This is a genomic window from Klebsiella sp. KE9456, from assembly GCF_043832615.1.
Taxonomy (GTDB): domain Bacteria; phylum Pseudomonadota; class Gammaproteobacteria; order Enterobacterales; family Enterobacteriaceae; genus Klebsiella; species Klebsiella indica.
In genome coordinates this window covers 16029-29267 of record NZ_JBDYQK010000010.1, presented here as the reverse complement: position 1 = coordinate 29267, position 13239 = coordinate 16029, and the positions used below count along the sequence as shown (strand labels likewise).

Annotated in this window: 12 protein-coding genes; 1 reads left to right on the top strand and 11 read right to left on the bottom strand. The window is 51.1% G+C overall.

What is annotated here, in order from left to right; all coding sequences use genetic code 11:
* The first annotated feature begins 303 nt into the window (after positions 1–303).
* Positions 304–2475, top strand: a complete 2172-nt coding sequence (locus ABK821_RS11840; protein WP_308562170.1) for a right-handed parallel beta-helix repeat-containing protein — start codon at positions 304–306, stop codon at positions 2473–2475.
* Positions 2476–2886: 411 nt separating this feature from the next.
* Here the strand turns inward: ABK821_RS11840 and ABK821_RS11835 are convergent, their stop codons facing one another.
* The 11 genes from ABK821_RS11835 to mnmG all read right to left on the bottom strand — a co-directional run bounded on the left by ABK821_RS11835 (position 2887) and on the right by mnmG (position 13013).
* A complete protein-coding gene (locus tag ABK821_RS11835; protein WP_001251970.1) occupies positions 2887–3306 on the bottom strand; it encodes a F0F1 ATP synthase subunit epsilon in 420 nt (139 codons plus the stop codon).
* Between the two features lie 20 nt (positions 3307–3326).
* Positions 3327–4709, bottom strand: coding sequence for a F0F1 ATP synthase subunit beta (atpD, locus tag ABK821_RS11830; protein WP_343178183.1), 1383 nt, complete (start codon positions 4707–4709; stop codon positions 3327–3329).
* Positions 4710–4735: 26 nt separating this feature from the next.
* Entirely contained in the window at positions 4736–5599 is an 864-nt protein-coding gene (gene atpG / locus ABK821_RS11825; RefSeq protein WP_004107278.1) for a F0F1 ATP synthase subunit gamma, read from the bottom strand.
* A 50-nt stretch (positions 5600–5649) separates the two neighbouring features.
* Positions 5650–7191 carry a F0F1 ATP synthase subunit alpha gene (atpA, locus tag ABK821_RS11820; RefSeq protein WP_138362605.1) on the bottom strand — a complete coding sequence of 514 codons (1542 nt, stop codon included), beginning with the start codon at positions 7189–7191 and terminating at the stop codon, positions 5650–5652.
* A 12-nt stretch (positions 7192–7203) separates the two neighbouring features.
* A complete protein-coding gene (gene atpH / locus ABK821_RS11815) occupies positions 7204–7737 on the bottom strand; it encodes a F0F1 ATP synthase subunit delta (protein WP_138362606.1) in 534 nt (177 codons plus the stop codon).
* A gap of 14 nt (positions 7738–7751) precedes the next feature.
* On the bottom strand, positions 7752–8222 hold the full coding sequence (atpF, locus tag ABK821_RS11810; RefSeq protein ID WP_110276038.1) for a F0F1 ATP synthase subunit B: 471 nt from the start codon (positions 8220–8222) through the stop codon (positions 7752–7754).
* 55 nt (positions 8223–8277) lie between these two features.
* Positions 8278–8517, bottom strand: a complete 240-nt coding sequence (atpE, locus tag ABK821_RS11805) for a F0F1 ATP synthase subunit C (protein WP_000429386.1) — start codon at positions 8515–8517, stop codon at positions 8278–8280.
* Between the two features lie 48 nt (positions 8518–8565).
* Positions 8566–9381, bottom strand: coding sequence for a F0F1 ATP synthase subunit A (gene atpB, locus ABK821_RS11800; RefSeq protein WP_138362607.1), 816 nt, complete (start codon positions 9379–9381; stop codon positions 8566–8568).
* A gap of 8 nt (positions 9382–9389) precedes the next feature.
* Positions 9390–9770: a F0F1 ATP synthase subunit I gene (atpI, locus tag ABK821_RS11795; RefSeq protein WP_138362608.1), complete on the bottom strand. Its 381-nt coding sequence runs from the start codon at positions 9768–9770 to the stop codon at positions 9390–9392.
* A 615-nt stretch (positions 9771–10385) separates the two neighbouring features.
* Positions 10386–11009: a 16S rRNA (guanine(527)-N(7))-methyltransferase RsmG gene (gene rsmG, locus ABK821_RS11790; protein ID WP_138362609.1), complete on the bottom strand. Its 624-nt coding sequence runs from the start codon at positions 11007–11009 to the stop codon at positions 10386–10388.
* Between the two features lie 114 nt (positions 11010–11123).
* Positions 11124–13013, bottom strand: coding sequence for a tRNA uridine-5-carboxymethylaminomethyl(34) synthesis enzyme MnmG (mnmG, locus tag ABK821_RS11785; RefSeq protein ID WP_343178182.1), 1890 nt, complete (start codon positions 13011–13013; stop codon positions 11124–11126).
* Positions 13014–13239 lie beyond the last annotated feature (226 nt).

Here is a 13239-nt window from a genome sequence, read left to right as displayed (position 1 = left end):
ACGTTGAAATATCTACATATTTTTCATCATGAAACGAGACGGAGATAAAACATACAAGCTTCACGCTCAACTCCATTTTAGAGGTGGATTTTTCTCCGGCGCAAACCTGTTTGGCACTAAAACATCAATTTTACGATGGGTTATAACGGCTATCCCACTGCTTTCGTTGTTTTTTTGATGCATGAATAAAGAAAACCATAAAAATAAAACACGGTTTTACTATTCATTAATTGTGACGCAATAAATAGAAACGCCATTTCATTTTCCTGATAATGTCATTCAAATATTACCCAGGAGAAAAAAATGACGAACAAAATACCTCTGGCATTAACCTTATGCAGTACGATGATTGCGTTACCGCTGCAGGCTAACGACGCGCATCAGTGGCGGGCTATCACCTTTGGACAATCAACCGACAGCAATTTTTCCTCCAACGTCCTGCCAGAAAAAATTGGCGTCAATGATGTGACGATCGCCGGGAAGAAGCTGACGCCCAGCGATATCGCGGATCTTAGCCAACCGATCACCATCGAGAGCCGCGGCGGTAAAATAGCCAACGCCCACGATGGGTTGACCTTCTTTTATACCGAACTGCCCACCAGCCAGAATTTTATCCTGCAAGCGACGGTCACCGTCAATCAGTTTGGACCGGAAAATGGCGCTCGCCCGGCTGCTCAGGAAGGGGCCGGATTGCTGGTCCGCGACGTGAAAGGCAATCCGCGCCAACAACCGCTAAAAGTCGGCTACGAAGAGTTTCCGGCAGCATCCAATATGGTGATGAACGCCATTATGACTCAGGATAAAAAAGATAACTCACATATCAAGTTACAGGCTATCAGCCGGGAGGGGATTATCCACCCCTGGGGGAACGCAGGTGCAACAATAAAACGCCAGAGCTATAAAGAGAAGATAGACTTACAGCAAACACCGACTTTTCAGCTCAAGCTGGAGCGCACTAACGATGGGTTTATAACCGCGTGGGCACCGATGAACAGCAATCAGTGGGTTGACCTGAAGGTTCCTCATGCCGACCTGATCGCTCAGCAGGATAAAAAACATTACTACGTGGGTTTCTTTGCCTCACGTAACGCAAAAATCACCATCAGCGATGCTTCGCTCACCACATCTACGGCAAAAACGGTTCCTTCTGCACCCTATGTCGCCAAAAGCTGGCCACCGGTTATGCAAATAACCTCTGGAACAAAAAGCCAAAGCAAAGATTACGTGTTACAGGCTCGTACCAATGATGACGGACACATAACCATTCGCCAGGATGAAGTGGTGATCGGGCAGAACAAAGCGGTAAAAGCCGGAGAGATGTTTACCCAGCCTGTCGTACTGAAAGATAAAAGCACGTTCGAAATCAGCTTTACCCCAGCCTCCGGCGCACAAGCGATAACTCAAACGCTGACGGTTGAACAAAGTACCAATGTGACAGGGGACAAGCTCTATGCCGCACCTGACGGACAACCCCAGGCGAAAGGAACAGCAGATTCGCCGCTGGATTTAGCCTCCGCTGTCGAACTCATCCCACCTGGCGGGCAAATTCTGTTAGCTGCCGGAGATTATCCGCAAACGACAATTCCTCTTAGCGCCAGTGGATTAAAAGATAAAGTCAAGACGCTGAAGGTTGAAGGAAAAGCCGTGATTCACGGGCTGCTGCTGGACGCCAGTTACTGGCATATTGATGGCATAGAGGTTACGGACAAAAGTCTGCGCGTGCAGGGTAGCCATAACCTGATTGAGAACGTTGTCGCTTATCGTAACGATGATACCGGGATTCAAATTTCCTCTCCGGCAAATGTTGGCCGACCGCTATGGGCCAGCTATAACCGGGTGGTCAATTCAGAGTCCTTTAGTAATGAAGATCCTGGGAAAATTAACGCTGATGGCTTCGCGGTGAAGATGCGCGTAGGGGAGGGAAATCGGCTGGAGGGTTGTTATTCGCACGATAATATCGACGACGGATTCGATCTGTTTAACAAGATTGAAGACGGCGCTAACGGCGTTGTGGTGATCGAGAATTCAATTGCCCGCAATAACACCAGCAACGGCTTTAAGCTCGGCGGAGAAGGGCAGCCGGTTGCTCATGAGGTACGTAACAGCATCGCCATCGGCAACCATCTGGACGGTTTTACCGACAACTTTAACCCCGGCAAGCTGGTGGTGGAAAATAACGTCGCGGTGGATAACCAGCGCTTCAACTATATCTTCCGCCCAAGCCCTTATGGGGCACCGGATACGCAAGGCGTGTTTAGCGACAACCTTTCGCTACGAACTCAGCCGGGGAAATATGATGATGCCGTGGTCGGTAACATCGACGACAGCAACTACTTTATCCACGGCGGTAAAAGTATCAATACTAAAGGGCAAAGCATCAACAGCGCCGATTACCAGACGCTGACGCTGCCGGATCCGCTGCTACGCAATGCGGACGGGAGTTTCAATACCGGTAACTTCCTTAACCGCAACTAATCTCACCATAAAAAACAAAGGTCGCCGGAGGGCGACCTTATCACTTTCTTTCCTGCCTCACACCGCATGTGTTGTCGTTTTAGTTAGCGGTACAGCGCAAGTGCAGTCTGGAGAGCTTGCTTCTTAGTTGTTGAAAGTACCAAAAGTAATGTTCATAGCACTGAAGAAAGCGACGATTTTATTGATCAGTTTCATGATGTCTTCCTGAATAGCGATTATGTTTTGATGGATTATTTTTATGTGACTCACATCACAAAAACAAGTCTACGCTTCATTGTTTAATCGATCAACAAAAATGAGATATTAGTCACAAAATTTTAAACCTGCTTTTTAGTTTCGCTATTTATGAAACGGTTCCATAAAAAAAGCCAGCCTGGAAAGCAGACTGGCTTTTTGACTTGCAAGCCGGTGTTACATCGCTTTTTTGGTCAACTCGATAACGCGCAGTTTGGCGATCGCTTTGGCCAGTTCCGCAGACGCCTGAGCGTAATCCACGTCACCGTGAGAGCTCTTAATGTGCTCTTCGGCCTTACGCTTCGCTTCCAGAGCTCGCGCTTCGTCGAGATCCTGGCCACGAATTGCCGTATCAGCCAGAACGGTCGTGCTACCGGGCTGCACTTCAAGAATGCCGCCTGACAGATAGATAAACTCTTCATGACCGTGCTGCTTAACGATGCGAATCATACCAGGCTTAATGGCGGTGAGCAGCGGCGCATGCCCCGGGTAAATACCCAGTTCACCTTCACTACCCGTTACCTGGATTTTCTCGACCAGACCAGAGAACATCTGTTGCTCTGCGCTGACGACGTCCAGGTGGTAAGTCATTGCCATATCACCCTCCGATTAAGGCGTTAAAGTTTTTTGGCTTTTTCCACGGCTTCGTCGATAGAACCGACCATGTAGAACGCCTGCTCCGGCAGGTGATCGTATTCGCCTTCCATGATGCCCTTAAAGCCACGGATGGTGTCTTTCAGGGAGACGTATTTGCCCGGAGAACCGGTAAATACTTCCGCCACGAAGAACGGCTGGGACAGGAAGCGCTGGATCTTACGTGCGCGCGCTACCACCAGTTTGTCTTCTTCAGACAGTTCATCCATCCCCAGGATGGCGATAATGTCTTTCAGTTCCTGGTAACGCTGCAGAATGGACTGTACGCCACGCGCGGTGTCGTAGTGCTCCTGACCAACAACCAGCGGGTCCAGCTGACGGCTGGTGGAATCCAGCGGGTCAACGGCCGGGTAGATACCCAGAGAGGCGATCTGACGGCTCAGTACCACGGTTGCGTCAAGGTGCGCAAAGGTGGTGGCTGGAGACGGGTCAGTCAAGTCATCCGCAGGTACGTATACCGCCTGAACGGAGGTGATAGAACCGGTTTTGGTGGAGGTGATACGTTCCTGCAGAACGCCCATCTCTTCCGCCAGGGTCGGCTGGTAACCTACCGCTGAAGGCATACGGCCCAGCAGAGCGGATACTTCCGTACCGGCCAGGGTGTAACGATAGATGTTATCAACGAACAGCAGAACGTCACGACCTTCGTCACGGAACTTCTCAGCCATGGTCAGGCCGGTCAGCGCAACGCGCAGACGGTTTCCCGGCGGCTCGTTCATCTGGCCATACACCAGGGATACTTTGTCGATAACGTTGGAGTCGGTCATTTCGTGGTAGAAGTCGTTACCCTCACGAGTACGTTCACCTACGCCCGCAAACACGGAGTAACCGGAGTGCTCGATCGCGATGTTACGGATCAGCTCCATCATGTTTACGGTTTTACCTACGCCCGCACCGCCGAACAGACCGACTTTACCGCCCTTCGCGAACGGACACATCAGGTCGATAACTTTAATGCCGGTTTCCAGCAGTTCCTGAGAACTTGACAGCTCTTCATAGGAAGGCGCTGCGCGGTGGATAGCCCAACGCTCTTCTTCACCGATGTCGCCTTTCATGTCTACCGGTTGACCCAGTACGTTCATGATACGACCCAGCGTTGCTTTACCGACCGGGACTTCGATCGGGTGCTCAAGATCTTTGACACCCAGACCACGACGCAGACCGTCGGAAGACCCCATCGCGATGGTACGAACAATACCGCCGCCAAGCTGCTGCTGAACTTCCAGCACCAGATTCTCACTACCATTTTGTACCTCAAGAGCCTCGTACACGCGCGGTACGGCATCCTGAGGGAATTCGACGTCGACCACGGCGCCGATTACCTGGACAATTTTTCCAGTAGCCATCTTGAATCCTCTACGAATTAACCTGGTTATACCGCGGATGCTCCACCGACGATCTCGGTGAGTTCCTGAGTAATGCTGGCCTGACGAGCTTTGTTGTATACCAACTGCAGCTCTTTAATCAGGCTGCCGCCATTGTCGGTCGCGGCTTTCATCGCCACCATACGTGCGGCCTGCTCGCTGGCCAAGTTTTCTACCACGCCCTGATAAACCTGAGATTCCACATAACGACGCAGGAGGGTATCCAGCAGCGCTTTCGGATCGGGTTCGTACAGGTAATCCCAGGATTTACGCTTCAACTCACCATCTTCTGATGCCGGTAACGGCAGCAACTGAGTAATGGTTGGAACCTGAGACATGGTGTTAATAAATTTGTTGCTGACAATATACAGCTTGTCCAGACGGCCTTCATCATAGGCCTGCAACATCACTTTTACCGGACCGATCAGTTCGGACAGGGATGGGTTATCTCCCATACCTGTCACCTGGGCGACAACATTACCGCTAACAGAATTAAAGAACGACACGCCTTTAGAGCCAATCATTGCGAGTTCGCACTGAACGCCTTTATCGGACCATGCTTTCATTTCCGCCAGCAGCTTTTTGAACAGGTTAATGTTCAAGCCACCACACAGACCACGGTCGGTAGACACCACCAGGTAGCCCACGCGTTTAACGTCGCGTTCTTCCAGGTACGGGTGCTTATATTCCAGATTGCCGTTCGCAAGGTGACCAATCACTTTGCGCATAGTATCTGCATAAGGACGGCTGGCCGCCATACGCTCCTGCGATTTACGCATTTTGGAAGCGGCGACCATTTCCATCGCTTTAGTGATCTTTTGCGTGTTCTGGACGCTTGCGATCTTACTACGTATCTCTTTTGCGCCGGCCATGAGCTTCTCCTCAATGCCTTGCGGCCTGCCCTAAAGCAAGCCGCCAGACGTTACCAGGATTGGGTTGCTTTGAAGGAATCGAGGATGCCTTTCAGCTTACCTTCGATTTCGTCGTTATAGCCACCGGACTGGTTGATCTCTTGCATCAACGGAGCGTGATCACGGTCGACGTAAGCCAGCAGAGCGGCTTCGAAGCTACCGATTTTCGCCAGCTCGACATCCGCCAGATAACCACGTTCTGCAGCAAACAGAACCAGAGACTGCTGCGCAACGGACATCGGCGCATACTGTTTCTGTTTCAGCAGTTCAGTCACTTTCTGACCGTGGTCAAGCTGTTTACGGGTTGCATCGTCAAGGTCAGATGCAAACTGGGAGAACGCTGCCAGTTCACGATACTGCGCCAGTGCGGTACGGATACCACCGGACAGTTTCTTCATGATCTTGGTCTGCGCTGCACCACCGACACGGGAAACGGAGATCCCCGGGTTAACCGCAGGACGAATACCGGAGTTGAACAGGTTGGTTTCCAGGAAGATCTGACCATCAGTAATAGAAATTACGTTGGTCGGAACGAACGCGGAAACGTCACCCGCCTGGGTTTCGATAATCGGCAGCGCGGTCAGAGAACCGGTTTTCCCTTTCACTTCACCTTTGGTGAAAGCTTCAACGTACTCGACGTTAACACGTGCAGCACGCTCCAGCAGACGAGAGTGGAGGTAGAATACGTCGCCCGGGAATGCTTCACGTCCAGGCGGACGGCGCAGCAGCAGGGAGATCTGACGGTAAGCAACAGCCTGTTTCGACAGGTCGTCATAAATAATCAGCGCATCTTCACCACGATCGCGGAAATATTCACCCATTGAGCAACCGGCATACGGCGCCAGGTACTGCAGTGCGGCAGATTCAGATGCGGTAGCAACCACAACGATGGTGTTAGCCAGCGCGCCGTGTTCTTCCAGTTTACGCACCACGTTAGAAATGGTGGACGCTTTCTGACCGATAGCCACGTAGACACACTTGATGCCGGAATCACGCTGGTTGATGATGGCGTCGATTGCCAGCGCGGTTTTACCGGTCTGACGGTCGCCGATGATCAGTTCACGCTGACCACGACCGATTGGGATCATGGAGTCGACGGCTTTATAACCGGTCTGCACCGGCTGATCAACGGACTGACGTTCGATAACGCCCGGCGCGATAGCTTCAACGGCGGAGAAACCGTCGTGCTCAACCGGACCTTTACCGTCGATTGGCGCGCCCAGGGTGTTAACCACGCGGCCCAGCAGGCCACGACCAACCGGAACTTCCAGGATACGACCAGTACATTTAACCTTCATGCCTTCGGCAAGGTCAGCGTACGGACCCATCACAACCGCGCCGACGGAGTCGCGCTCCAGGTTCAGTGCGATAGCGTAACGGCTACCCGGTAGGGCAATCATTTCACCCTGCATACAATCGGCCAGGCCGTGAATGCGGATAACACCGTCACTTACAGAAACAATAGTACCTTCGTTGTGAGCCTCGCTCACAACATTGAACTGAGCAATGCGCTGCTTGATCAGTTCGCTGATTTCGGTGGAATTCAGTTGCATGCTCCAGTCCCCTTAAGACTGCAAGACGTCTGCAAGGCGTTCAAGACGGCCGCGTACGCTACCATCAATGACCATATCACCCGCACGGATGATAACGCCTGCCATTACAGACTTATCGATTTTGCAATTCAGCTTAACTTTGCGTGACAGACGTTTTTCCATCGCGCTGGCGATCTTCGCAAGCTGTTCTTCACTCATTTGGGTGGCAGAAATAACCTCTACCTCAGCGGTTGCCTCACTGGCAGCGCGCAGATGAATGAACTGCTCAAGAACATCAGGGAGCGCATTCAGACGACCATTCTCAGCCATCACCCGAATCAGGTTTTGACTATTTTCGTCCAGTTGCTCACCACAAACCGCGATAAACGCATCAGAGAGCGTTTCCGGCGCCAGCGCGCCAGAGAGTAGCTCTGCCATTTGTTCGTTTTTAGTCACTTCAGCGGCAAACGCCAGCATATCCTGCCAGCGCTCGACGCTTTGGTGTTCGACGGCAAAGTCAAAAGCTGCTTTGGCGTAGGGGCGAGCTACCGTTACAAATTCAGACATCAGCCCCTCCCTCCTTACAGTTCAGCGACAAGTTTATCCACGATGTCGCTGTTAGCAGCTTCATCCACGGAACGTTCGATGATCTTCTCGGCGCCAGCAACAGCCAGGATAGCAACCTGCTTACGCAGTTCCTCACGAGCACGTTTACGTTCGGCATCAATTTCAGCCTGCGCCTGTGCGACGATCTTAGTGCGTTCCTGTTCTGCTTCAGCTTTCGCTTCGTCCAGAATCTGCGAACGGCGTTTGTTCGCCTGCTCGATGATCACCTGGGCTTCTGCTTTCGCTTTTTTCAGCTGGTCGGTCGCGTTGGCCTGTGCAAGGTCCAAATCTTTCTTAGCGCGTTCTGCAGAAGCTAAACCGTCAGAAATCTCTTTCTGGCGCTTTTCGATGGCTGCCATTAAAGGCGGCCATACATACTTCATGCAGAACCATACGAAGAGAACAAACGCGATGGCCTGGCCGAGGATTGTTGCGTTCATATTCACAGCACAATACCTCTTAAAAAATTACTCTGTGGCTTGGTTTCTTTCGAACAACTTACTACGCGACGGCGAACATCACGTACAGACCCAGACCTACAGCGATCATCGGGATAGCATCCACCAGACCCATAACGATAAAGAACTGAGTACGCAGCAGAGGAATCAGATCCGGCTGACGCGCGGCGCCTTCCAGAAATTTACCCCCGAGGATGCCGATACCGATCGCAGCACCGATTGCCGCCAGACCCATCATCACAGCGGCAGCCATGTACAGCAGATCCATATTCAGGTTTTCCATGACAGTCTCCAGTTTGTTTCAGTTAAAACGTAGTATGTTGGTAAAAAATCAATGCTCTTCAGATGCCATCGACAGATAAACGATCGTCAGAACCATGAAAATGAAGGCTTGCAGCGTAATAATCAGGATGTGGAAAATGGCCCACGGCACATTCAGAATCCACTGTGACCACCACGGCAACAGACCAGCAATCAGAATGAAAATCAGCTCACCGGCATACATATTGCCGAACAGTCGCAGACCCAATGATACAGGTTTAGACAGCAGGCTTACCCCTTCAAGGATTAAGTTGACAGGAATGAACGCCCAGTGATTGAACGGCTGCAGAGTCAGTTCTTTAACGAACCCGCCCACGCCTTTCATTTTGATGCTGTAGAAAAGAATCAGGATAAACACGCCCAGCGCCATCGACAGAGTGATGTTGACGTCAGCGGACGGTACGACACGCAATGACGGCAGACCAATCCAGTGCTCAGCGATGTACGGCAGCAGGTCGATTGGCAGCAGATCCATCAGGTTCATCAGGAATACCCAGACGAACACGGTAAGAGCCAGCGGCGCAATGACCTTGCTCTTGCCATGGTACATATCTTTGACGCTGCCATGGACGAAGCCGATGATCATCTCAATAAAGGTCTGAAACTTGCCAGGAACGCCGGTTGTCGCCTTTTTCGCCACGCTGCGGAACATAAACAGGAACAACAGACCGAGCACCACTGAGAAAAACATGGAGTCAATGTTGAGCGTCCAGAAGGTGGCCGGGGCGTTATGCGGATCCACCAGCGAGAATGTACGCAGGTCCAGCTGAAGGTTCTTCAGGTGATGTCCTATGTAATCCTGCGGCGTCATATTTTCTGAAGCCATGATGCCTTTTACCCTTTGTTGTTAATTACAGCTGGCGCCAGAACTTGTACCACCAGCACCAAAACCCACGTCACTATCAGCGGCAAAAATGCCACGTTGAAAACCGCCAGCGCCACCACCAGAAGGGTGAAGGTCAGCAACACCTTGCAGGCTTCGCCGAAAGCGAAGGTCCAGGCCACACGGCCTTTAACAGGTGTATGTGCCTGATGACGCCAGGCAAAAATCATAAAAATTACATTTGGCAACACAATCGCCAAACCTCCGCTAACGGCGGAGATGCCCCAGAAAGGGTCTTTGAGGCTAAACAGCAGTCCACTTGCCATTACCGCCAGTAACTGAATAAACAGAAGCTTACGAGCAACGTTTCGACTCAAGAGCGACACAGACATCACGTTTTTACTCCTGCTCCCTTTGAGGTATGTCGCGTGTCGTATAAAACGTCCTTTGAGGCGAAGAGTCAAGCATCAAAAAGCGGACAAATTATACGGTGACGCCTCGTGATTTCAAACAATAAGTAGCAAAATAGTGAATAAATGTTTAATTATCTTCCGACTGACAACTTTTCCTGAATTTCATCAATCTGTGAGCACGGGTACAAAACCGCAAACAACGCGAAAACACGGCAATTAAAGCGTGCTTTAGATCACATAATAAACATTGAGCTTATCGTTGAATTAATTCTGTACATAAAACGCATTTTTTCATCCTTTTGATAATCAACATAAAAATCAGGTATTTTTTCTAAAACAACACCATATACAATAAAAACCTTTCATTGACATCCATAATAATTTTTTAACATCACTATGGGCTGCAATCTCCTTGATTTTTAGCATACTGATATTTTCAATGTTGACTATTTAGTGTGTAAAGCAGGTGACAAAGTTAACCGAAAGAAAAGGCGCAGTAAAAGCAAGGTTAAAGCGTCTTCAGTAATCCTCTGCCGAAACCAGTATTTCTGTAACATGCATAATCCGGCTTTTTGTCACATCTTTTGATAAAAATTAAATTTTTTTTGCCTGAATCACGACCAGGTGACGCGCCCCTTCCAGTTGCGGAACATGTAGCTCACGAACCTCATTAACGGTATATCCCTGAGGCAGATTTGCCATTTCATCTTCCTGCGCTAATCCCTTGAGCGCATAGAAAAGTCCGTTCTCAGCAGGCAAATGCTTGCACCAGCTCACCATGTCAGCTAGCGACGCAAATGCCCGGCTAATCACACCATCAAACGGCGGTTCAGCCGGGAAGGCTTCTACACGGCTTTGCACCGGGGTGATGTTATCCAGCTTTAACTCATGCTGTACCTGCCGCAGGAAACGCACGCGCTTACCGAGACTGTCCAGCAAGGTAAAGTGGGACTCAGGACGCACAATAGCCAGCGGGATCCCCGGTAACCCAGGCCCGGTACCCACATCAATAAAACGTGTCCCTTTAAGGTAGGGTGCAACGACAATGCTATCGAGAATATGGCGCACCAGCATCTCGTTCGGATCGCGAACGGATGTCAGGTTGTAGGCTTTGTTCCACTTATTCAACATGCCCACGTAGGCCACCAATTGGTTTTTCTGGTGATCGGTAAGCGTAATACTCGCTTCGTCAAGCAGGCGAGAAAGTTTATTGAGCACGGTCAGTACCTGTCTAAAAATAATGAGCCCGGAGGCGATACGCTGACCGGGCTGAGAAATGAATCGGGCGGATACCGGATACGTTATCCGCTTAATGTATCGTTCAGGGAAAGATCAGGCGCTGCGGCGCAGCATTCCCTGCTTTTTCAGCCACACCAACAAAATGGAGATTGCCGCCGGGGTGATCCCGGAAATGCGCGATGCCTGTCCTATCGAAGATGGCTTATGATCGTTCAATTTAGCAATCACCTCGTTCGACAGTCCGTTAACCAGCCGATAATCAAGAGTGGCTGGCAATAAAGTATTTTCATTACGCTGCTGTTTTTCGATCTCATCCTGCTGACGCGCGATATAGCCTTCGTATTTTACCTGAATTTCCACCTGCTCAGCCGCCTGCTGATCGTCAAGACCCGGCGAAAACGGCGACAGTTGCACCAGCTGTTCGTAGGTCATCTCCGGACGACGGAGCAAATCTTCGCCGTTGGCTTCGCGAGACAAAGGCGCTGTCAGATGAGCGTTAACTTCCGCTGCGCTCTCCGCCTGAGGATTAACCCAGCTTGCTTTCAGGCGCTGACGTTCACGCTCAATGCGTTCCAGTTTTTCGTTAAAGCGCGCCCAGCGTTCATCATCCACCAGACCCAGTTCACGCCCTACTTCGGTCAGACGCAGATCGGCGTTATCTTCACGCAGCATCAGGCGGTATTCCGCACGGGAGGTAAACATGCGGTACGGTTCTTTGGTACCCAGCGTGCAGAGATCGTCCACCAGCACGCCGAGGTAAGCCAGAGAACGCGCAGGCGCCCAGCCCTCCTTTTCAGCGGACAGACGGGCGGCGTTCAGACCAGCAAGCAGGCCTTGCGCGGCCGCTTCTTCGTAACCTGTCGTGCCGTTGATTTGCCCGGCGAAGAATAAACCCTGGATAAATTTGCTCTCCAGCGTTGGTTTCAGGTCCCGCGGATCGAAGAAATCGTACTCAATGGCATAACCAGGGCGAACGATTTTCGCATTTTCCATTCCCTGCATTGAGCGAACGATCTGCATCTGCACATCGAACGGCAGGCTGGTGGAGATACCGTTCGGATAAATTTCGTTAGAGGTCAGCCCTTCCGGCTCAAGGAAAATCTGATGCTGGTTACGATCGGCAAAACGCATCACTTTATCTTCGATCGACGGGCAATAACGTGGGCCAATGCCTTCGATCACGCCGGCGTACATTGGGCTACGATCAAGATTATTGCGGATAACGTCATGGGTTTTTTCGTTAGTGTGCGTGATGTAGCACGGTACCTGGCGCGGATGCCGGGAAGCATCCCCCATAAACGAGAAAACCGGCATTGGATTATCACCGTGCTGCTGCGCCAGAACGCTGAAATCAATGGTGCGTGCGTCAATACGCGGTGGTGTCCCGGTTTTCAGACGGCTGACGCGCAGCGGAAGTTCACGCAGACGGCGAGATAACGGGATCGACGGCGGATCACCGGCGCGACCGCCGCTATAGTTATCCAGACCGATATGGATCTTGCCGTCGAGAAACGTCCCGACGGTAAGAACAACGGCTTTAGCGCGGAATTCGAGCCCCATTTGGGTCACGGCGCCCACGACGCGATCGTTCTCAACAATCAGATCTTCAACCGCCTGCTGGAAGATCATCAGGTTCGGCTGATTCTCCAGTGCCGTACGTATCGCCTGGCGATATAACATGCGATCCGCCTGCGCGCGGGTTGCACGAACGGCCGGACCTTTGCTTGCGTTTAGTATCCTAAACTGGATACCCGCCTGGTCGATGGCTTTTGCCATCAGCCCGCCGAGTGCATCCACTTCTTTTACCAGGTGTCCCTTCCCAATACCGCCAATTGCCGGGTTGCAGCTCATTTGCCCCAGCGTGTCGATATTGTGTGTCAAAAGCAGGGTCTGTTGCCCCATACGCGCTGCGGCCATTGCGGCCTCAGTGCCTGCATGACCCCCGCCAATGATGATGACGTCAAAAGGATCCTGATAAAACATGTGGTATGCCTCGCATAAAGCGGTTTGAAAATGGATTGAAGCCCGGGCCGTGGATTCTACTCAACTTTCACCTTCGGAGAAAGCGCCGGGATCCTGAGTATTAAAAAGAAGATCTTTTATTTAGAGATCTGTTTTATTGTGATCTCTTATTAGGATCGACTCATGTTGTGGATAAGTCAGATCCGCGATTTAAGATCAAACGCTTAAGAAGGATCACTATCTGTGA

Coding starts and splice junctions, on each gene's coding strand:
- atpG (WP_004107278.1), bottom strand. CDS start 5,599: ATGGCCGGCGCAAAAGAGATACGTAGTAAGATCGCAAGCGTCCAGAAC.
- atpI (WP_138362608.1), bottom strand. CDS start 9,770: ATGTCTGTGTCGCTCTTGAGTCGAAACGTTGCTCGTAAGCTTCTGTTT.
- atpH (WP_138362606.1), bottom strand. CDS start 7,737: ATGTCTGAATTTGTAACGGTAGCTCGCCCCTACGCCAAAGCAGCTTTT.
- ABK821_RS11840 (WP_308562170.1), top strand. CDS start 304: ATGACGAACAAAATACCTCTGGCATTAACCTTATGCAGTACGATGATT.
- atpB (WP_138362607.1), bottom strand. CDS start 9,381: ATGGCTTCAGAAAATATGACGCCGCAGGATTACATAGGACATCACCTG.
- atpE (WP_000429386.1), bottom strand. CDS start 8,517: ATGGAAAACCTGAATATGGATCTGCTGTACATGGCTGCCGCTGTGATG.
- atpD (WP_343178183.1), bottom strand. CDS start 4,709: ATGGCTACTGGAAAAATTGTCCAGGTAATCGGCGCCGTGGTCGACGTC.
- ABK821_RS11835 (WP_001251970.1), bottom strand. CDS start 3,306: ATGGCAATGACTTACCACCTGGACGTCGTCAGCGCAGAGCAACAGATG.
- atpA (WP_138362605.1), bottom strand. CDS start 7,191: ATGCAACTGAATTCCACCGAAATCAGCGAACTGATCAAGCAGCGCATT.
- mnmG (WP_343178182.1), bottom strand. CDS start 13,013: ATGTTTTATCAGGATCCTTTTGACGTCATCATCATTGGCGGGGGTCAT.